We start from the raw sequence: 18287 nt of genomic DNA, 5'->3' as shown, positions 1-18287 counted from the left end.
GCGGACAGTCTGTCAGTTCAGCCTCGGACCGCACTGTCAGCACCCCCGGTTAGGCTCGGACCGGAACCTTTCCAGGCCGCACGAGGACGTACGAGGAGACCAGACGGATGAGCGAGCGACTCCAGCCCGGTGACGTGGCCCCGGCCTTCACCCTGCCCGACGCCGACGGCAACGAGGTGTCGCTGGCCGACCACAAGGGCCGCAAGGTCATCGTCTACTTCTACCCGGCCGCCCTGACCCCCGGCTGCACCAAGCAGGCCTGCGACTTCACGGACAACCTCGACGTCCTCGCCGGCGCGGGCTACGACGTGATCGGCATCTCCCCCGACAAGCCGGAGAAGCTCGCGAAGTTCCGCGAGAAGGAGAACCTGAAGGTCACCCTGCTCGGCGACACGGAAAAGACGGTCCTCCAGGCGTACGGCGCCTTCGGCGAGAAGATGAACTACGGCAAGACGTACCTCGGCGTCATCCGCTCCACGATCGTCGTGGACGAGGAGGGCAAGGTGGAACGGGCCCTGTACAACGTCCGCGCGACGGGCCACGTAGCGAAGATCATCAAGGACCTGGGCGTCTGAGTCGGGCCGGTGCGGGACCTGCCGCCGACGGTGAAGCGGCAGCCGACGGCGGGCCGGGACGGTCATGCCGTCCCGGCCCGCCGTGGCACACCGCACCGCGTGGGCGGGGCGTGCCACCGGAGCGGGCTGTGCGCCCGCCACCGCACCACGGTCAGTAGACCGGGTTCCAGCCGTCCGTACCGGCCAGGTACTTCTGGGCGGTGTAGTCGGCGGCCTGCGTGGACGTCAACTTAGGAACGTTCGTCCCGGTGCCCGCTCCGGCACCGGAGTTGTTGTACTCGGCGAACCGGGCCTGCGTCCAGGAGTACGTGGTGTCCATGTCGGTCCACGGGTGGGCGGACGTGATACCCGAGTCCACCACGGTGTCGCGGACCACCGCCTGGGGCGAGACGGTCGCCAGGTTGTGCCAGGGCCGGCCGAGGTACATCGTGTTCGCCGGCACACCGTTGGTATAGATGTGACTCCCGGTGATCAGGATGCCGTACTTCTGGCTCTGGTCGGTGTTCGGTGCCAGCACCGTGCCGCCGACCCAGTTGCGCATCGCGATGTTGTCCCGGTCGAACACCGCGGTGGCGTTACCGAAGATGAAGTCGATCGATCCCTCGATGTAGTCGCCGACGAAGTACTGCCGGTACTGACCGGTGGCCACCGGGGCCTTGGCGAGGATCGTGTCCTGGCGCGAGATGATCCGGTCCTGGACGAAGGTCTGCCGGTCGCCCTCGGCGGCCACCGCGACGGCCTGGGTGGAGTACGCGTCGATCTCCGGGTGCTGCGCCGGGTCGAACGTGTTCTGGATCGTGACGCTCCCGACCGTCACACCGGATGCCTTGAAGGTGGCCACGGCACTGCCCTGCGTGCCGTACGGCTGGCCGGTCGCGGGGTTGATCGTCCCGTGGGCCCGGTCGGCGGTGATGACGACGTCGGCGGCGTTTCCGGTCTCCCCCTTGATGAACAGGTTGACCTTGCTCGCCGGGACGACGATCGTCTCCTGGTAGGTGCCCGCCGCAAGAACGATCGTGCGCTCGACCCCGTCCGAGGGGGCCGCGTCGATCGCGGCCTGAATGGTCGGATAGTCACCGAAGGGATCGGGCTCGACGTACAGCGAATCCACCTCGGCCACGGAGAGTTTCCTGCGAGTGGAACTGCTCGCACCGCTCTCCTCGTAGGCCAGCATGATCACGCGCGCGAGGGCGACCGCGGTCACGTAGGTGACGCCGCCCAGCGAGACGGGGGCCGCGAGGGCGGCGGCACCCGCCAGGAGCGCGGTCACGAGCACACGGCTCGCACTGGCCCAGCTGTTCTGCTGGTCCATGAAAGCCGACGTGACCGTGAACGGCTGACCGTTGCCGAACGCCGTGGCGGTCGCGGCCGCCTGGTTCCGGAACCGGGTGGCTTCGGCGACCGCCACGATCACCTGAAGAGCCGCCGACGCGGCGAGCCTGGTGTATCCGACAGCGGTATTGCCACCGTCCTGAAGAACCAGTACGGCGTTGTTGAGGCTGGCCGGCGTGATCTGCATGCCGTCGCGGGCGGCTCCCTGCTGCGCCAGGGCGGTGTAACTCGCCATCCCCTCCCCGTTCTGGGCGGCCGAGAAGCGCGTGTTCGTGTTGGCGTCGGTGGAATCCGGCAGCGCCGAACTCCCCCCGGGCGCCGCAGCGGGCTCCAGCGGGAAGAACTGACCCAAGGTCACAGCGCCACCCTCCACACCGCCACTCTCGACGCCCTGTCGCCATCCCATGACATAGGCGTCCGACCGGCGGACGAACACCCGGATGAACTCGGATCTGTTCTCGGCGTGCAGGTCGACGGTGACGTAACCGGTGGTCCCGCTCGGGTCCGTGAGGTTGACCATAGGGCCGTTCGAACTGGAGGAATTCTGGGCCTGGACCTGGTAGCCGCCGCTGACAGCCGCCCTGATCTGGTTCAGCATGTTGACGTAACCGGCCTTGGCCTCGTCCGGCTCACTGCTGATCCGCCAGGTGACGTCCGAACCGGTCGCGGCGCTCGCACTCTGGAGCAGGCCCAGCGGGCCCAGCAGAGTCGCGAAGATCGACAGCGCGACCACCGTCACGATCGACCGGACAGTGAACTCGCGGGCACCGCGTCTGCGAGGAGGCGGGGGCTGAGGCACCCCGGCCTCGGAAAGTGCCCTGATATCGGTGAGCGCCATGCGCTGATCTCCAGTTGCTCGGTCTGCTGACGATTGGGGACCCGCGCCCGCCGCACGTGCGGGGTGCGGCTTCGGACAGCGGCGGCGCTGGGGTCCGGAAGGGTGCACACCTGCAAGGCGGACACGACTCGGTACGCGGCCGGGCGGCTTGAGCCCGACCCGGTGTCCAGGTCGCCGTGCCAGAGGTCTACACCAGGAGCATCGCCGCACGGCGGGAACGCGCGCTATACGCATTTCTGCCCAGTACGGTCCCCGAGCACTGGGTATCCGGCGTTCAGGCACTGGGTATCCGGGCCCGAACAGTGAGTACGGGGCCGGGACTCCGCGGATAGCGGGCGGGCCGCGGCCGGCCGGTACCGCTCTACAGCCCCGTCAGGCCCTTCAGGCCCTTCAATTCGGTCAGGTCGCCGGGTACCTGGCTCGCTGACCACCAGGACGCGATCCGGGCACGAGAGCCGAAACCGAGCTTGCCCAGGATGTTCTGAACATGACGGTCGGCGGTGCGCGGCGACATCCCGAGCGCCGAGGAGATCTGCCGATTGCTCAAGCCCTCGGCGACCAGCGCGGCCACCTGCCGCTCCCGGCGGGTCAGCGCGTCCGCAGGGGTGGCAGGCGACGGCCGCTCCGCGGCGGGGATCAAAGCGTAGTCAATGGCCCGGCCGGGACTGTCGTACAGGCCGCCCTCCGCGAGCGCCTGCGCATACCCAGCCAGGCCCAGGGCGTCCACCACCGCTCCCTCGCAACACCTGTGCCATTCCGCCACCTGTGGGCCGAACGCGGAGATGCTGGTACCGACAACCCGACACAGGGCACGCGACACACCCAGCAGCCGGGCCGCCCGGCCGTGGTCACGACCGGAAGCGGTCGCCCAGGCGAGGAGCTCGATCATCCATGCGACCATCGCGTAGTCGTTGAAACCGCGCATGTTCTCCAGCGCCGACCGGACCAGCGCCTTGGCCGCCTCCCGGTCACCGCGGGCCCAGGCATCGTGACCGAGCGCCATCAGCACCTGCGAGCGGCCCCACCGCTCCCCGCTCGCCTCGAACGCGGAGATCACCTGCCTGCCGGTCTCCGCCGCGCGAGGGTCCCCCGCATAAGCCTGCGCAGCAGCCAGCGAGAGCAGCCAGGAGGTCGTCTCCCGCTCATCACCCAGCGCCGTTACCGCGGCCAACGCCTCCTCGTACCACGAGATGCTCTTCTCCGTCTGCCCCCGACAGTGCGCAGCCATACCCCGGAAGCCACTCACATGGGCGCCCAGCGCCAAGTCGCCCAACTGCTCGCCCAGAGCCTCGGCCTCATCCAGCCGCCGGTCGGCCGCCGCCAGATCACCCTGTATCAGCCCCACCCAGGCGGCGACCCACAGCGCCCGGCCCCGCTCCGGGGTGGGCTCGGGCGCCGCCACCAGCGCCCGGTCGATCTGGCGACGCCCCTCCGTGAGGAATCCGCCGACGCACCAGTGAAAAGTCAGCGCCGTGACCAGCACGAGCCTGGCCCGGGGGTCGCCGTCGTGGTCCAGGGCCGCCAGCAGATCGGGGTGGTCCGCGCGCAGCCGGGCCAGTTCCCGCACCTGGTCGGGGCCGTACCAGTCGTCGTAGCCACGCTGGGCGAGGGCGCGGAAGAAGTCACGGTGCCGCAGCAGCACCGTTTCCACCTCGCCGGACTCCATCAGCCGTTCCCGTCCGTACTGCCGGATGGTCTCCAGGAGCCGGTAGCGCGGCAGGCCCTCGGTCTCCGTGGTCAGGACGACGGACTGGACGACCAGCCGATCCAGCAGATCCAGCACCTCGCCCTCGGCGATCCCGTCCCCCGCGCAGACACCCTCGACGGCGTCCAGTGCGAAGCTTCCGGCGAAGACGCACAGCCTGTTCCACAGCAGCCGCTCGGCCGGGGTGCACAGCTCATAGCTCCAGTCGATCGTCCCGCGCAGTGTGCGCTGGTGCGGCAACGCGGTCGGACACTGGCTGGTGAGCAACGCGAACCGGTCCCCCAGCCGGTCCGCCAACTGATCGACGGTGAGGGCACGCAACCGGGACGCGGCGAGCTCGATCGCCAGCGGCAGCCCGTCCAGATCGGCGCACAGCCGGCTGACCCGCTCCCGGTTCACCTCGCTGACCTGGAAGCCGGGCCGGACCGCGATGGCCCGGTCCTGCAACAGGCTCACCGCCTCTTGCGGAGAGAGCGGAGGAACCGTGAGGACATGCTCACCCATGATGTCCAGCGCGTGACGGCTCGTCGCCAGGACATGCAGTTCGGGGGCGGCCGACAGCAGCGCCTTCGTCAACTCGGCGCAGGCGTGGGCCAGGTGCTCGCAGTTGTCCAGCACGATCAGCGCCCGCCGCTGGGCCAGAAAGCCTGCGAGCCGCTCCACGGCAGGCCGGGCACCCCTGTCCGGCACCCCCAGCGCGGTCGCGACCGCCCCCGCCACCGCCGCCGGTTCGCGCACCGGGGCAAGCTCCACCAGCCACACCCCGTCGGAAAAGGCCTTCACCGCCCCGCCGGCCGCTTCCAGAGCCAGCCGCGTCTTGCCCACCCCGCCGGGCCCGGCGAGCGTCAGCAGCCGCACCGTCTGCAACAAGCTGCCGATCCTGGCGATCTCGGGCTGCCGACCGACGAAACTGGTGAACGTCGCAGGCAGGTTCCCCGCCCGTGAGGACGCCACAATGGTCAACTTTCGCCTCCTGACCACCCTCACGCAGGGGCAGCGCACCGAGAACACTTAATAGCATATAAGCGATTCGGTGACGTTAAGCCGAGAGAAGGCCCGTCGCTCTGGACACCCCCAGAGATACCCCCTGCGACACTTCAGCACCCTGCCGCCCACCCCGAAGCAGCCGTTCCGGCCCGTCCGAGCTGTTCCGCCGCCCCTGAGCGGCCGGCCCATCGCAGCGCCACCTCGAAAGCGGCAGGTTGACGCCCCCCGCTCGACATCCAGCGCGGGCCGGATTACGTCTGGGGCGTGACTGTCCGATAAACGGTTCGTCACTCCGTGCGAGACCACGAACGGGTGGTCGGGAGAAACGGAGGGAACACCCAGCATGCAGACAGCACGTGTACCGGCGATGCCACCTACAGACCCATACGGCAAGAAGCGACTCGCGCCGACCATCCCCGAAGACAAGCTTCGCGACCTTGTTCCACGCTCCGCGAGCCATGCCGACGTGATGCGCGGCCTCGGCTTGGACGTCAATGACGTCAACCACAGGCGTGTTCGTCGAGCGGCAGCCCGCCTCGGCCTCGACACAAGCCACTTCAAGCGCCGAGTCTGGAGCCGAGCCGATACCCCTGCGCCCGCACCCACTGCTCCCCGGGTGCTGATCCTTCTACCCGCCCACGCAGGCCGGACCAACAGGACTCAACTCCACCGGGCTTTGAACGAGGTCGGAGTGCCTTACGCGTGCGAGAGCTGCGGCAACACCGGTGAACGGCCGGGCCGCCCCATCACCCTGCAGATCGACCACATCAACGGAGACCGGCGCGACAACCGCCTGGAAAATCTGCGATACCCCTGCCCCAATTGCCATGCACTGACGGAGACCTGGTGCCGCAAAAAGGGGAGGATGCCTCTCGCGGGGTGACGTGTTCGCACCGTAAGCTGGATGCAAACAGTCGAGCGTAATGACCGTTTTGGGCGGCCGTGTCGTAATTTGGTAGCCGAGCTGGGTTTAGGTCCCAGTGGGTTTAATCACCCGTGTGGGTTCGAGTCCCACCGGCCGCACACGCAAAGAGGGGCCACCCACCGGGCGGCCCCTCTGCCGTTATTCAGCCCAGCAACTCCCGCACCACCGGCACCAACCCCCGGAACGCCTGCCCCCGATGGCTGATCGCGTTCTTCTCGTCCGCCGTCAGCTGTGCGCACGTTCGTGTGTCGCCCTCCGGCTGGAGGATCGGGTCGTAGCCGAAGCCGCCCGAGCCCTCCGGTGCGTGCCGCAGTACGCCCCGTAGCCGTCCCTCGACCACCCGTTCCGTGCCGTCCGGAAGCGCCAGGGCCGCCGCGCAGGCGAAGTGGGCGCCGCGGTGTTCGTCCGCGATGTCCGACAACTGGGCCAGGAGCAGGTCCAGGTTGGCCCGGTCGTCGCCGTGCCGGCCCGACCAACGGGCGGAGAAGATGCCCGGGGCGCCGTTCAGTACGTCCACGCACAGGCCCGAGTCGTCGGCCACCGCCGGGAGGCCTGTCGCCTGGGCCAGGGCGTGGGCCTTGAGGAGGGCGTTCTCCGCGAACGTGATGCCCGTTTCTTTCACGTCGGGGATCTCCGGGTAGGCGTCCGCGCCGACCAGGTCCATGGGGAGGGCCGCGTCGGCGAGGATCTGCCTCAGCTCGGTGATCTTTCCGGCGTTGCGGGTGGCGAGGATCAGGCGTGTCATGACGTCCAGTATCCCGGGCCCACCCGCGACCTCTCACGCCGATTACGACGGTTGGGCCGACTACGACGTGCAGACCTTCGTCAGCTCGCCCGCCGCGTCCGTGACGCCGCTGATGTCCGGGGTCGCGTCGCCCTTGTCGATGGCCGTACGGACGTTGTCCACAGCCGTGTTGAGGTTGTCGACCGCCTTGTTGACGTCGGCGTTGTCCGTCTTGTCACCGATGTCGGTGAGGTTCTTGTCGATCGACTCCAGGGCCTCGGACGCCTGGGTCGGGTCGTTCGCCGCGTTCTCCACGGCCTGCTGGAGGTCGGAGACGCTGGTGGCGATCGCGTCGGCGGTCTGGACGCAGTCCAGTGCCTTGTTGACGGCGTCGCATCCGGTGGTGAGCCCGGCGGTCAGCGCGACGGCAGCCACGGTGGCGGCGATCGCGCTCGCACGGCGCCCCTTTCCGAGTCCTCGTGCGGTGCGGATTCGGTGGCTGACGGGCATGGTTCGGGTTCCCTCCGTTGACTGGTCGGGCGTACGGCGCATATCGCCGTACGCCCGTCTTTCCGCGTGTTCAACGTGTTCCGCGTACCACTGGAGACGCGGTGGAGCAGCGGTGCGGTTGCCCGCGACCGCCACCTTATTTGGTGTTCCCTTTACCTTTCCAGGGTGGCGTCCAGCGCCTTGCGCTGGAGGGCCGTCAGGTCCACGCAGCCGGCGACCGCGAGGTCGAGGAGGGAGTTCAGTTCGTCGCGGGTGAAAGGCTCGGCTTCGGCGGTGCCCTGGACCTCGACGAAGCGGCCGTCGCCGGTGCAGACGACGTTCATGTCCGTCTCCGCGCGCACGTCCTCCTCGTAGCAGAGGTCGAGCAGCGGCACTCCGCCGACGATGCCGACCGACACCGCGCTCACCGTGCCCGTGAGGGGCTGGCGGTTGGCCCGGATCAGCTTCTTGCCCTGGGCCCAGGTGATGGCGTCGGCGAGGGCGACGTACGCGCCGGTGATGGCTGCCGTGCGGGTGCCGCCGTCGGCCTGGAGGACGTCGCAGTCGAGGACGATCGTGTTCTCGCCGAGCGCCTTGTAGTCGATGACCGCGCGCAGGGAGCGGCCGATGAGGCGGCTGATCTCGTGGGTGCGCCCGCCGATCTTGCCGCGGACCGACTCGCGGTCGCCGCGGCTGTTGGTGGCGCGCGGGAGCATCGAGTATTCGGCGGTGACCCAGCCCTCGCCGCTGCCCTTGCGCCAGCGCGGGACGCCCTCGGTGACCGAGGCGGTGCAGAAGACCTTCGTGTCGCCGAAGGAGACGAGGACGGAGCCCTCGGCGTGCTTGCTCCACCCGCGTTCGAGGGTGACGGGGCGGAGTTGTTCGGGGGTGCGGCCGTCGATACGTGACATGGCGACGAGCCTAGCCGCAACGGCGGAAGGGGCCCTTCCCGTACCGGGAAAGGGCCCCTGAGGTGAACACCCGTACTGGGGACGGGGGTTCGGGTCCGGGGTCGAATCCGGGATGGATCCGGGATGGATCCGGACCCCGGGTCCGGGGTCTACATCATGTCCTCGATGTCCGCCGCGATCGGGTCGGCGTCCGTTCCGACGACGACCTGGATCGCGGTGCCCATCTTGACGACGCCGTGGGCGCCTGCGGCCTTCAGGGCGGCGTCGTCGACCAGCGAGGGGTCGATGACCTCGCAGCGCAGCCGCGTGATGCAGCCCTCGACCTCTTCGATGTTGTCGAGGCCGCCGAGGCCCGCGACGATCTTCTCTGCCTTGGTGGACATGTCGTACTCCCTGGTCCGAGCCGCTTTGTCGCAGTAACCCACAGCTGACCGATCTTCGCGAGCGGTCTGCGCACCGTCCGCACACTGTTCGCGACTGGTCTACACCAGTCTGCATCTGTTGTGAAATCGTGGGTTCCTTATGCGCCCTTCACCGTGCTACAACATGGTCTACACCACTGACTGGTGTAGACCATGTTCCACCCGTTGGAGGAAGTATGAGCACCGCCACCACCGCGGCGGTCCCCGCGAAGAAGAGGGGATCCGGCCTGTTCCAGGGCCTGCAGAAGGTCGGCCGCAGCCTGCAGCTCCCGATCGCCGTACTTCCGGCGGCGGGACTTCTGCTCCGGCTCGGCCAAGCGGACTCCCAGGAGAGGTTCCACATCCCCGCCGATGTGGCGAAGGTGTTCGCCGGAGCCGGCGGCGCCCTGCTCGACAGCTCCTTCGGCCTGCCCCTGCTGTTCTGCATAGGCGTGGCCATCGGCTTCGCGAAGAAGGCCGACGGCTCGACGGCGCTGGCCGCCGTGGTCGGATTCCTGACCTACTACGCGGTCATCCACCAGTACCCGATCAAGGACGGCCACGAGGGCGCCACCTACACGGGGACCGGGCTCGGCGGCGGCTTCTGGCAGAAGGGCAACGAGGCCGCCCAGACCGCGACCTTCCAGAACCCGGGCGTGCTCGGCGGCATCATCCTCGGCCTCCTGACGGCGGTGCTCTGGCAGCGCTACCACCGCAAGCAGCTCGTCGACTGGCTCGGCTTCTTCAACGGCCGTCGACTTGTGCCGATCATCACGGCCGCCCTCGGTACCACCCTCGGTGTCCTGGTCGTCCTGGGCTGGCAGCCCATCGGCGACGTGATCACCGACTTCGGCGAGTGGATGACCGGTCTGGGTTCCTTCGGTGCCGCTCTCTTCGGTCTCATCAACCGTGCCCTGATCCCGATCGGCATGCACCAGTTCGTCAACTCGGTGGCCTGGTTCCAGATCGGCGACTTCACCAACTCCGCCGGCACCGTCTTCCACGGCGACCTGCCGCGCTTCTTCGGCGGCGACCCGTCCGCCGGAATGTTCATGACCGGCTTCTTCCCGATCATGATGTTCGGCCTGCCGGCCGCCGCCCTCGCGATCGCGCACTCCGCCCGCCCCGAGCGTCGCAAGGCCGTGCTGGGCATGATGATGTCGATGGCGCTGACCTCGTTCGTCACGGGTGTCACCGAGCCCATCGAGTTCACGTTCATGTTCATCGCCCCGGTGCTGTACGCCATCCACGCGGTCCTCACCGCGATCTCGATGGCCGTGACCTGGGCCCTGGGCATGCACATGGGCTTCAGCTTCTCGGCCGGCTTCATCGACGTCTTCATCAACTGGGGCATCTCCACCAAGCCCTGGCTGCTGATCCCCGTCGGCCTCGTCTTCGGCGCGATCTACTACGTCGTCTTCCGCTTCGCGATCACCAGGTGGAACCTCCCCACCCCCGGCCGCGAGCCCGACGAGGAGGTCGAGGACCTCACCAAGGCGTGAGAGCCCGGCCGTCGTGCACGGCATGACGAGGGCCCCGGAACCGAGTCGGTTCGGTTCCGGGGCCCTCGTGCGTCTGCGAACGTCTGCGAACGCTGCGACGCGTCAGATCTCGTACGACGCCCGCGGCGCCGCCAGTTCCACCGGCCCCCTGAACACCTCGCGGGCGTCGAGCAGGTTCACCTGCGGGTCGGTCCACGGGGGGATGTGGGTCAGGACGAGCTTGCGCGCGCCCGCGCGTTTCGCCGTCAGGCCTGCCTCGCGGCCGTTGAGGTGCAGGTCCGGGATGTTCTCCTTGCCGTGCGTGAACGCGGCCTCGCAGAGGAACAGGTCGGTGTTCCGGGCGAGTTGCTCCAGCGTGTCGCTCACGCCGGTGTCCCCCGAGTACGTCAGTGACTTCCCCGCGTGCTCGATGCGGATGCCGTACGCCTCCACCGGGTGGCGGACCCGCTCGGTGTGGACGGTGAACGGGCCGATGTCGAAGGTGCTCGGCTTGACCGTGTGGAAGTCGAAGACCTCGCTCATGGAGGAGGCGGTGGGGGTGTCGGCGTAGGCGGTGGTGAGTCGGTGTTCGGTGCCCTCCGGGCCGTAGACCGGGATCGGGTCGCAGCGCCCGCCGTCGTGGCGGTAGTACCGTGCGACGAAGTACGCGCACATGTCGATGCAGTGGTCGGCGTGCAGATGACTGAGGAAGATCGCATCGAGGTCGTAGAGACCGCAGTGGCGCTGCAACTCGCCAAGGGCACCGTTGCCCATGTCGAGGAGCAGCCGGAAGCCGTCGGCCTCTACGAGGTAGCTCGAACAGGCCGATTCCGCGGACGGGAACGACCCCGAGCAGCCGACGACGGTGAGCTTCATAAAGCAGAAACCTCCGCGGGCGGGGAGCGTCAAAACGAACGTGACGGGGTTCTTGCGGTGCGTCGAGCGTAAGGCGCAAAACCTCCCGTCGCTCCTCCGCCAAGGGCTGTTGTGGGCGAACTCACCTGTGCTGTCACCGGTTCGGCTGGACGTGGAGCGCCGGTAGCGCGGGCGGCACGGGGAGTGCGCCGGTACCGTCTTCCGTATGGACACGTCATGGTGGCTCGCCCTGGCGGCCGTCGTGCTGCTCGCGCTGGTAGCGGCGCTGGTGGACGGCTGGGGACGCGGGCACAGGCCCTCACGCCGCGGGGGCAGGCCGCCGGGACGGCCCGAGGGGCCGAAAGGACAGCGGGGCCGGTCGGCCCGGCCCCGGCCCGCGGAGATCTGGTGGGCGAACGTGCCCTTCGAGGACGGGCCGGGCGCCAAGGACCGGCCATGTCTGGTGCTCTCGGTGCGCGGGCGGCGCGCGACGGTCGCGAAGATCACCAGCAAGTACCACGACGAGCGGCCCGGAGTGATCCCGCTGCCACCGGGTGCCGTGGGCGACGCCCAGGGCCGGCCGAGCTTCCTGGAGACGGACGAGCTGCGTGACCTGCCCGTGGGGGACTTCCGGCGGCGGGTGGGGGTGGTGGACCCGGCCCTTTGGGACCAGGTCCGACACCTCGCCACGTAATGACGTAATGACCCGATGACGTACTGCCGCAATGACGTGTGACCTATGACGTATTGCGGACAGGCTCGTGATCGGCCTGATCGGCCTGTCGGAGCGTTATCACCTTACGGTCGTCCTGCATGCCCCTGCTGCCCTACGCCCAGAGCTGGCCCTGCAGGGTCTCGATGGCTTCCTCCGTCGTGGCCGCCGTGTAGACGCCTGTCGAGAGGTATTTCCAGCCACCGTCGGCGACGACGAAGACGATGTCCGCGCTCTCGCCCGCCTTGACGGCCTTGTTGCCGACGCCGATCGCGGCGTGCAGCGCGGCGCCGGTGGAGACGCCCGCGAAGATGCCCTCCTGCTGGAGGAGCTCCCGGGTGCGGGTGACCGCGTCCGCCGATCCGACGGAGAAGCGGGTGGTGAGGACGGAGGCGTCGTACAGCTCGGGGACGAAGCCCTCGTCGAGGTTGCGCAGGCCGTACACGAGGTCGTCGTAGCGCGGCTCGGCGGCGACGATCTTCACGTCGGATTTGTGTTCGCGGAGGTAGCGGCCGACGCCCATCAGGGTCCCCGTCGTGCCGAGGCCGGCCACGAAGTGGGTGATGGAGGGGAGGTCGGTGAGGATCTCCGGGCCGGTGGAGGCGTAGTGGGCGCCCGCGTTGTCGGGGTTGCCGTACTGGTAGAGCATGACCCAGTCCGGGTGCTCGGCCGCCAGCTCCTTGGCGACGCGTACGGCGGTGTTGGAGCCGCCTGCCGCCGGGCTGGGGATGATCTCGGCGCCCCACATGGCGAGCAGCTCGCGGCGTTCCTGCGAGGTGTTCTCGGGCATCACGCAGACCATGCGGTAGCCCTTGAGCTTGGCGGCCATGGCGAGCGAGATGCCGGTGTTTCCCGAGGTGGGTTCGAGGATCGTGCAGCCGGGGGTGAGCCGGCCGTCCTTCTCGGCCTGCTCGACCATGTGCAGGGCGGGGCGGTCCTTGACCGAGCCGGTGGGGTTGCGGTCCTCCAGCTTCGCCCAGATCCGTACGTCGGCGGACGGCGACAGCCGCGGCAGGCGCACCAGGGGGGTGTTGCCTACCGCGGCCAGCGGCGAGTCGTAGCGCATGGGTGCCAGGGGCCTGTCAGGCCATGCCGCCGGCCACGGCCGGCAGGATCGTCACGGTGTCGCCGTCGGCGAGCTTGGTGTTGATGCCGTCGAGGAAGCGGACGTCCTCGTCGTTGAGGTAGACGTTGACGAAGCGGCGCAGCTTGCCGTCGTCCACGATGCGGGCCTGGACGCCCGTGTGCCGGGTCTCGAGGTCGGCGAAGAGATCGGCGAGGGTCTCCCCGGCACCGGGGACGGCCTTCTCGCCGTCGGTGTAGGTGCGGAGGATGGTCGGGATGCGGACCTCGATGGCCATGGCTCGGGGCTCCTGTCGGGAGTGGTAGGTCGATGGGCGCGCGGCGGCGCGAAAAGCGTGTTTCAGCAGGTCATGCATGTGAGGCGCCGCGGCTCACGGCCGTACGGCGGCAGGAGGCAGCGTCAACAGATGGCGCTGGCCAGCCTGCACAGGTCGACGTGCAGCCGCGCTACGAGCAGCGGGGTGCCCGGCGTCTTCTCGCTCACGTCGTAGGAAACCATGGGCTCATCGTATCGATTCCCGGTCCGGATCCTGGAGGCCTGTCCCGCATTCTGGACATTTTCGGGCCGCCAGGTGAGATCAGTACTTTTCCACGACGCTGACCTCTTCCTCCGTGACCTCGCCCTCGATGATCCGGAACGAGCGGAACTGGAACTCGCCGAGGCCGTCCGTGTCTGCCGTGGACACGAGGACGTAGTGGGCGCCGGGCTCGTTGGCGTAGGAGATGTCGGTGCGGGAGGGGTGGGCCTCGGTCGCCGTGTGGGAGTGGTAGATGACCACCGGCACCTCGTCGCGGTCGTCCATCTCGCGGTACAGCTTCAGCAGGTCCCCGGAGTCGAACTCGTAGAACGTGGGTGACATCGCCGCGTTCAGCATCGGGATGAAGCGCTCGGGGCGGTCCGAGCCCTCGGGGCCCGCGACGACGCCGCACGCCTCGTCCGGGTGGTCCTTGCGCGCGTGCGCGACGATCTGGTCGACGAGTGCCTGGGTGATGGTCAGCATGCTGGCCAGGATAAGCAGAGGCGCCGTCCCGTACCGAGGAGTGGTACGGGACGGCCCACATGCCGGAATCGCGCGACACCTCAGGGCATCAGGGCATCAGGGCATCAGCGTGGACACGAGCGTCTCCTGGAGCCCGCCCAGCCACAGGTACGCCATCACCATCGGCTTGCGCGGGTCCTCGTCCGGGAGCCGGTAGAGAAGGTCGGTGTCCTCCTCGTCGACGACGTCCAGCCGGGAGCCGATCGCCAGGCGCAGGTCGTTGAGCGTGCCCAGCCACTGCTGGGACTCCTCGTGGGCCAGCTTGAGCACCGCGCCGCCGTCGCCGGCCGGGGTGAGCGCGTCCAGCGACCGGATCACCGTGAGGGCGCCCTCCCGCTTGCCGGTCCGCAGGTCGTTCTCGGTGAACCGGCGGAACTCGGCGGAGTACTCCCGCTGCTCCTCGGCCTTGCCGGGTGACGACGGTACGTCGACGGGGTCGCTGTAGGCGTCCGGGAACAGGCGCCTGAGCACCGGGTCGGAGGGGGGTTCGCTCGGGCCCTCGGCGAACAGCTCGGCGAGGGGGTCGTCGGAGGCGTCCTCGGCGGGGCCGGGGCCGATCAGCTCCAGGAGCTGGACGGCCAGCGACCGGATGATGGAGATCTCGACGTCGTCGAGCGCGACGGCCGCGCCGCCGCCGGGGAGCGGTTCGAAGTGTCCTGGCATGGAGTGGTTCGCTACTTCCGGTCCTGCTGGAGGGTGGCCCACAGACCGTAGCCGTGCATCGCCTGCACGTCGCGTTCCATCTCCTCGCGACTGCCGCTGGAGACGACCGCCCGGCCCTTGTGGTGGACGTCCATCATGAGCTTGGTGGCCTTGTCCTTCGGGTAGCCGAAGTACGTCTGGAAGACGTAGGTCACATAGCTCATGAGGTTGACCGGGTCGTTGTGGACGATGGTGACCCACGGGACGTCGGGCTCGGGTACGGCGAAGGCATCCTCCGCCGGCTCGGTGCGTTCGATCTCTACGGGAGCGGGTGACGTCACATGCCCCATGCTGCCACCAGAAGGGGGTCACCGGCCAAATCACCGGGGAAATCGTCAAAGTGACGAGATGGGGGTAGCATCCGTTCTTATGAACACAGCGGACCTTGGGCTGCCGGTGGACGTTCCCTCGACGGCGCTCTTCACGGATCACTACGAACTGACGATGCTCCAGGCGGCCCTGAAGGCGGGCACCGCCGACCGTCGGTCGGTCTTCGAGGCCTTCACCCGGCGGCTGCCGGAGGGCCGGCGCTACGGCGTCGTCGCGGGCACCGGGCGGGTGCTCGACGCGGTGGAGAACTTCCGGTTCGACGCGGCCGTCATCGACTTCCTGCGCGAGCGCCGGATCGTCAACGAGGAGACCCTGGAGTGGCTGGCCTCGTACCGCTTCGGCGGGGACATCTGGGGCTATCCCGAGGGCGAGGTCTACTTCCCGGGCTCGCCGGTGCTCCGGGTCGAGGGCTCCTTCGCGGAGTGCGTGCTGCTGGAGACGGTGATCCTCTCCATCCTCAACCACGACTCCGCCATCGCGGCGGCGGCCTCCCGGATGGCCTCGGCCGCCGGTGACCGCCCGCTGATCGAGATGGGCGCCCGGCGCACCCACGAGCTGGCCGCGGTGGCCGCCTCCCGCGCCGCGTACGTCGGCGGCTTCGCGACCACGTCCGACCTGGCCGCCGGTTTCCGCTACGGCATCCCGACCGTCGGGACGAGCGCCCACGCGTTCACCCTGCTCCACGACAGCGAGCGGGACGCCTTCCAGGCCCAGGTGGACTCGCTGGGCCGGAACACGACACTGCTGGTGGACACGTACGACGTCACCGAGGCGGTACGGGTGGCCGTGGAGGTCGCCGGGCCCGAGCTGGGCGCCGTGCGCATCGACTCGGGGGATCTCCTCCTGGTCGCGCACCGGGTGCGCCAGCAGCTGGACGAGCTGGGGGCCCGGCAGACGCGGATCATCGTGACCTCGGACCTCGACGAGTACGCCATCGCCTCGCTGGCGGCGGCGCCCGTGGACGCGTACGGGGTCGGCACCCAGCTGGTGACGGGTTCCGGCCACCCCACCTGCTCCATGGTCTACAAGCTGGTCGCCCGCGCCGAGTCGGCGGACCCGAAGGCTCCGCTGGTGCCGGTGGCGAAGAAGTCGAGCGGTGGCAAGACGTCGATCGGCGGCCGGAAGTGGGCGGCGCGGCGGCTCGACCGGGACGGGGTCGCGGAGGCCGAGGTGATCGGTACGGGGCCGGTGCCCGTCGAGCTGGCCGACCGGCAGCTGCTGGTCGAGCTGGTAAAGGGCGGTCGGGTGGTCGCCCGCGAGCCACTGGACGTCGTACGGGACCGGCATGCCGCCGCGCGCGCCAACCTGCCGCTGTCGGCGACCCAGCTGTCGCGCGGGGAGGCCGTCATTCCGACGGAGTACCTGCCCGCGCGCGTCTGACACCGCCCGGTACACAGGGGCACCAGGCGTCCGCGTCCGCCGGCCGGCCCGGTTGCCCCGAATGCCCCCTCCCGAAGTGGTGCGGGAGACTCTAGGCTCGGTGCTTCAGTAGTTATGCAGTTCACACAGTCGCATCACACAGTCCCACCGGCCGGGCCCGCACCCCTCCGCACGACCGACCCGCCGTCATCGCCGCAACGACCGTACGGCCGAAACCGTCGAAGGAAGACCGCCCATGCGCCGCGCCTTGATCGTCGTAGACGTGCAGAACGACTTCTGCGAGGGAGGCAGTCTCGCGGTGGCCGGGGGTGCCGACGTGGCCGCCGCGATCACCGAACTGATCGGCCAGGCCCCCGCCGGGTACCGCCACGTCGTGGCGACCCGCGACCACCACATCGCCCCCGGCGGCCACTTCGCCGACAACCCCGACTTCCAGCGTTCCTGGCCCGCGCACTGCGTGGCCGGCACGGAGGGCGTCGGCTTCCACCCGAACTTCGCCCCGGCGGTCGCCTCCGGCGCGGTCGACGCCGTCTTCGACAAGGGCGCGTACTCGGCGGCCTACAGCGGCTTCGAGGGAGCCGACGAGAACGGCGTGACGCTCGCCGACTGGCTGCGGGCCCGCGGGATCGACGAGGTGGACGTGGTCGGCATCGCGACCGACCACTGCGTCAGGGCCACCGCCCTGGACGCGGCCCGCGAGGGCTTCCGCACCCAGGTCCTGCTGGACCTGACCGCCGGCGTCGCCGAGGAGTCGACGGACCGGGCCCTGGAAGAGCTGCGGGCGGCGGGCGTGGAGCTGTCCGGCAAGCCGGTGGTGTAGGGGCCGTACGCCCGGTCAGTCGCCCCGGTCCAGCCACTTGCCGTCCCGCATCAGGTCCCGGTCGGCCATCTCGGGCACGGTTCCCCACGCCTGGATCACCTCCGGGGTGACCTGGAACCAGACGTACGAGGGGCCGCTGCCCCGCGGGTCCCAGCCGTCCTTCGCGGTGAAGGCGTCGCCCACACCGGCCGGCAGTTCCTCGTGGGTCAGTGTGCGCGCGGTGCCGTGGATCAGGACCACGTCCCGGGTGTGGCCGAAGCAGAGGCGCACCCGGCCCGAGGCGCGCAGGTTGCGGCCTGTCGGGTTGGTGTATCGGGTGGCCAGCCACACCGTCGCGCCGTCCCACCAGAAGGTCAGCGGGACGAGGGTGGGCTCGCCGTCGGCGTCCGCCGTGGCGACCCAGGTGTCGATGTCCCGCGCGAGCCGGTCCAGCGCCTCGCGCCTGCGCTGCTCGATGCCGCGGTGTCCGTCGGGGGCTGAATCGGCTGCCGTCATAGGGCGAGGTTAGGGCGTACACCGGCCGGTCACATCCGGCAGCGGTCCTAGGTCGCAGGTCGGAGTACGGGACCAGCCGTGGCCGCCCTCGGCGTCCGCCGCCGTCACACCCGCGCCGCCGTCACACCCGTGCCGTCGGCCTCCGCAGGAGCGACCTGATCGGGTGCCACAGCTCCGGGCGCTCCGGTGTCGACGGGACGCCGTTGTCGGGGGCCGTGCGCCATATCAGGCCGTCGGGGTGGTGCAGGACGGCCGTGATCTCGTCGGGGCTGGGCGGGGCCGCGTTGCCCCGGAGGTAGACCGCCCGCAGGCCGAGGTTGCGCAGGCGGGTCAGTGCCCTGGCGCGGTTCTGGGCCAGCACCAGGACGCGTACGTCGTCCAGGCCGACGCCTGTGGGTCTGCCGGTCGGGGCGGTGGGGCTGGGCAGGTTCAACGCCACCACCACGCTGCCACTGGGCAGCTTGCAGAAACCTCCTGCGGCCATGCGGTCACATCCCCCGTG

General features: G+C 69.4%; 21 protein-coding genes and 1 tRNA gene. 7 read left to right on the top strand and 15 right to left on the bottom strand.

Annotated features, from left to right (window positions below; translation table 11 throughout):
* The first annotated feature begins 107 nt into the window (after positions 1–107).
* Complete coding sequence (bcp, locus tag OG595_RS26820; protein ID WP_329276324.1) at positions 108–575, top strand: thioredoxin-dependent thiol peroxidase; 468 nt, start codon at positions 108–110, stop codon at positions 573–575.
* 151 nt (positions 576–726) lie between these two features.
* Here bcp and OG595_RS26815 read toward each other — a convergent pair whose 3' ends face one another.
* Positions 727–2745 carry a pectinesterase family protein gene (locus OG595_RS26815; RefSeq protein WP_329276322.1) on the bottom strand — a complete coding sequence of 673 codons (2019 nt, stop codon included), beginning with the start codon at positions 2743–2745 and terminating at the stop codon, positions 727–729.
* Between the two features lie 361 nt (positions 2746–3106).
* Positions 3107–5404, bottom strand: coding sequence for an ATP-binding protein (locus tag OG595_RS26810; RefSeq protein WP_329283213.1), 2298 nt, complete (start codon positions 5402–5404; stop codon positions 3107–3109).
* 376 nt (positions 5405–5780) lie between these two features.
* Here OG595_RS26810 and OG595_RS26805 point away from each other — a divergent pair, with 376 nt between their 5' ends.
* Together OG595_RS26805 and OG595_RS26800 are read left to right on the top strand one after the other, a co-directional pair.
* A complete protein-coding gene (locus tag OG595_RS26805; RefSeq protein ID WP_329276320.1) occupies positions 5781–6320 on the top strand; it encodes an HNH endonuclease in 540 nt (179 codons plus the stop codon).
* 53 nt (positions 6321–6373) lie between these two features.
* A tRNA-Leu gene (locus tag OG595_RS26800) sits at positions 6374–6460 on the top strand.
* 44 nt (positions 6461–6504) lie between these two features.
* Here OG595_RS26800 and rdgB read toward each other — a convergent pair.
* The 4 genes from rdgB to OG595_RS26780 all read right to left on the bottom strand — a co-directional run bounded on the left by rdgB (position 6505) and on the right by OG595_RS26780 (position 8869).
* Positions 6505–7107, bottom strand: coding sequence for an RdgB/HAM1 family non-canonical purine NTP pyrophosphatase (gene rdgB, locus OG595_RS26795; protein ID WP_329276318.1), 603 nt, complete (start codon positions 7105–7107; stop codon positions 6505–6507).
* A 60-nt stretch (positions 7108–7167) separates the two neighbouring features.
* The gene (locus OG595_RS26790) at positions 7168–7596 is read right to left on the bottom strand and encodes a hypothetical protein (protein WP_329276316.1); all 429 of its coding nucleotides are present in this window, start codon (positions 7594–7596) and stop codon (positions 7168–7170) included.
* A 152-nt stretch (positions 7597–7748) separates the two neighbouring features.
* Entirely contained in the window at positions 7749–8486 is a 738-nt protein-coding gene (gene rph, locus OG595_RS26785) for a ribonuclease PH (RefSeq protein WP_329276314.1), read from the bottom strand.
* A 149-nt stretch (positions 8487–8635) separates the two neighbouring features.
* Entirely contained in the window at positions 8636–8869 is a 234-nt protein-coding gene (locus OG595_RS26780) for a glucose PTS transporter subunit EIIB (RefSeq protein WP_443073148.1), read from the bottom strand.
* A gap of 215 nt (positions 8870–9084) precedes the next feature.
* Here OG595_RS26780 and OG595_RS26775 point away from each other — a divergent pair, with 215 nt between their 5' ends.
* Positions 9085–10389, top strand: coding sequence for a PTS transporter subunit EIIC (locus OG595_RS26775; RefSeq protein WP_329276310.1), 1305 nt, complete (start codon positions 9085–9087; stop codon positions 10387–10389).
* Between the two features lie 102 nt (positions 10390–10491).
* Here the strand turns inward: OG595_RS26775 and OG595_RS26770 are convergent, their stop codons facing one another.
* Complete coding sequence (locus OG595_RS26770) at positions 10492–11244, bottom strand: MBL fold metallo-hydrolase (RefSeq protein WP_329276308.1); 753 nt, start codon at positions 11242–11244, stop codon at positions 10492–10494.
* Positions 11245–11449: 205 nt separating this feature from the next.
* Between OG595_RS26770 and OG595_RS26765 the strand changes: the two genes are divergently transcribed.
* Positions 11450–11917 (top strand): type II toxin-antitoxin system PemK/MazF family toxin, encoded by a 468-nt coding sequence (locus tag OG595_RS26765; RefSeq protein ID WP_329276307.1) that lies wholly within the window; start codon positions 11450–11452, stop codon positions 11915–11917.
* Positions 11918–12050: 133 nt separating this feature from the next.
* On the opposite strand, the gene OG595_RS26760 is transcribed toward OG595_RS26765, so the two are convergent.
* The 6 genes from OG595_RS26760 to clpS form a co-directional block, all read right to left on the bottom strand.
* Positions 12051–13001, bottom strand: a complete 951-nt coding sequence (locus tag OG595_RS26760; protein WP_329276305.1) for a PLP-dependent cysteine synthase family protein — start codon at positions 12999–13001, stop codon at positions 12051–12053.
* A gap of 16 nt (positions 13002–13017) precedes the next feature.
* Positions 13018–13296 carry a MoaD/ThiS family protein gene (locus OG595_RS26755; protein ID WP_329276303.1) on the bottom strand — a complete coding sequence of 93 codons (279 nt, stop codon included), beginning with the start codon at positions 13294–13296 and terminating at the stop codon, positions 13018–13020.
* Between the two features lie 122 nt (positions 13297–13418).
* The gene (locus tag OG595_RS26750; protein WP_107090850.1) at positions 13419–13517 is read right to left on the bottom strand and encodes a putative leader peptide; all 99 of its coding nucleotides are present in this window, start codon (positions 13515–13517) and stop codon (positions 13419–13421) included.
* A gap of 79 nt (positions 13518–13596) precedes the next feature.
* Entirely contained in the window at positions 13597–14019 is a 423-nt protein-coding gene (locus OG595_RS26745) for a M67 family metallopeptidase (RefSeq protein ID WP_329276298.1), read from the bottom strand.
* Between the two features lie 96 nt (positions 14020–14115).
* Positions 14116–14721 carry a DUF2017 domain-containing protein gene (locus OG595_RS26740; protein WP_329276296.1) on the bottom strand — a complete coding sequence of 202 codons (606 nt, stop codon included), beginning with the start codon at positions 14719–14721 and terminating at the stop codon, positions 14116–14118.
* 11 nt (positions 14722–14732) lie between these two features.
* Positions 14733–15050, bottom strand: a complete 318-nt coding sequence (gene clpS, locus OG595_RS26735) for an ATP-dependent Clp protease adapter ClpS (RefSeq protein ID WP_329276294.1) — start codon at positions 15048–15050, stop codon at positions 14733–14735.
* Between the two features lie 79 nt (positions 15051–15129).
* Between clpS and OG595_RS26730 the strand changes: the two genes are divergently transcribed.
* Positions 15130–16470 (top strand): nicotinate phosphoribosyltransferase, encoded by a 1341-nt coding sequence (locus tag OG595_RS26730; RefSeq protein WP_329276293.1) that lies wholly within the window; start codon positions 15130–15132, stop codon positions 16468–16470.
* A gap of 235 nt (positions 16471–16705) precedes the next feature.
* Positions 16706–17290, top strand: a complete 585-nt coding sequence (locus OG595_RS26725; protein WP_329276291.1) for a nicotinamidase — start codon at positions 16706–16708, stop codon at positions 17288–17290.
* Positions 17291–17305: 15 nt separating this feature from the next.
* On the opposite strand, the gene OG595_RS26720 is transcribed toward OG595_RS26725, so the two are convergent.
* Positions 17306–17785, bottom strand: coding sequence for a pyridoxamine 5'-phosphate oxidase family protein (locus tag OG595_RS26720; protein ID WP_329276289.1), 480 nt, complete (start codon positions 17783–17785; stop codon positions 17306–17308).
* A gap of 121 nt (positions 17786–17906) precedes the next feature.
* Positions 17907–18269: a hypothetical protein gene (locus OG595_RS26715; protein WP_329276287.1), complete on the bottom strand. Its 363-nt coding sequence runs from the start codon at positions 18267–18269 to the stop codon at positions 17907–17909.
* Between the last annotated feature and the right edge of the window lie 18 nt (positions 18270–18287).

Source organism: Streptomyces sp. NBC_01451 (assembly GCF_036227485.1).
GTDB lineage: Bacteria > Actinomycetota > Actinomycetes > Streptomycetales > Streptomycetaceae > Streptomyces.
Note: the sequence above shows the minus strand (reverse complement) of the source record. Positions and strands in the feature narration are given on the sequence as shown.

Excerpts from the sequence above, each read along its gene's own strand:
- OG595_RS26765 (WP_329276307.1), top strand. The coding sequence starts at position 11,450 with ATGGACACGTCATGGTGGCTCGCCCTGGCGGCCGTCGTGCTGCTCGCG.
- OG595_RS26790 (WP_329276316.1), bottom strand. The coding sequence starts at position 7,596 with ATGCCCGTCAGCCACCGAATCCGCACCGCACGAGGACTCGGAAAGGGG.
- OG595_RS26770 (WP_329276308.1), bottom strand. The coding sequence starts at position 11,244 with ATGAAGCTCACCGTCGTCGGCTGCTCGGGGTCGTTCCCGTCCGCGGAA.
- OG595_RS26750 (WP_107090850.1), bottom strand. The coding sequence starts at position 13,517 with ATGGTTTCCTACGACGTGAGCGAGAAGACGCCGGGCACCCCGCTGCTC.
- OG595_RS26740 (WP_329276296.1), bottom strand. The coding sequence starts at position 14,721 with ATGCCAGGACACTTCGAACCGCTCCCCGGCGGCGGCGCGGCCGTCGCG.
- OG595_RS26730 (WP_329276293.1), top strand. The coding sequence starts at position 15,130 with ATGAACACAGCGGACCTTGGGCTGCCGGTGGACGTTCCCTCGACGGCG.
- OG595_RS26775 (WP_329276310.1), top strand. The coding sequence starts at position 9,085 with ATGAGCACCGCCACCACCGCGGCGGTCCCCGCGAAGAAGAGGGGATCC.
- OG595_RS26755 (WP_329276303.1), bottom strand. The coding sequence starts at position 13,296 with ATGGCCATCGAGGTCCGCATCCCGACCATCCTCCGCACCTACACCGAC.
- rph (WP_329276314.1), bottom strand. The coding sequence starts at position 8,486 with ATGTCACGTATCGACGGCCGCACCCCCGAACAACTCCGCCCCGTCACC.
- OG595_RS26760 (WP_329276305.1), bottom strand. The coding sequence starts at position 13,001 with ATGCGCTACGACTCGCCGCTGGCCGCGGTAGGCAACACCCCCCTGGTG.
- OG595_RS26815 (WP_329276322.1), bottom strand. The coding sequence starts at position 2,745 with ATGGCGCTCACCGATATCAGGGCACTTTCCGAGGCCGGGGTGCCTCAG.
- OG595_RS26805 (WP_329276320.1), top strand. The coding sequence starts at position 5,781 with ATGCAGACAGCACGTGTACCGGCGATGCCACCTACAGACCCATACGGC.
- bcp (WP_329276324.1), top strand. The coding sequence starts at position 108 with ATGAGCGAGCGACTCCAGCCCGGTGACGTGGCCCCGGCCTTCACCCTG.
- OG595_RS26780 (WP_443073148.1), bottom strand. The coding sequence starts at position 8,869 with ATGTCCACCAAGGCAGAGAAGATCGTCGCGGGCCTCGGCGGCCTCGAC.
- clpS (WP_329276294.1), bottom strand. The coding sequence starts at position 15,050 with ATGGGGCATGTGACGTCACCCGCTCCCGTAGAGATCGAACGCACCGAG.
- OG595_RS26745 (WP_329276298.1), bottom strand. The coding sequence starts at position 14,019 with ATGCTGACCATCACCCAGGCACTCGTCGACCAGATCGTCGCGCACGCG.
- OG595_RS26715 (WP_329276287.1), bottom strand. The coding sequence starts at position 18,269 with ATGGCCGCAGGAGGTTTCTGCAAGCTGCCCAGTGGCAGCGTGGTGGTG.
- rdgB (WP_329276318.1), bottom strand. The coding sequence starts at position 7,107 with ATGACACGCCTGATCCTCGCCACCCGCAACGCCGGAAAGATCACCGAG.
- OG595_RS26725 (WP_329276291.1), top strand. The coding sequence starts at position 16,706 with ATGCGCCGCGCCTTGATCGTCGTAGACGTGCAGAACGACTTCTGCGAG.
- OG595_RS26720 (WP_329276289.1), bottom strand. The coding sequence starts at position 17,785 with ATGACGGCAGCCGATTCAGCCCCCGACGGACACCGCGGCATCGAGCAG.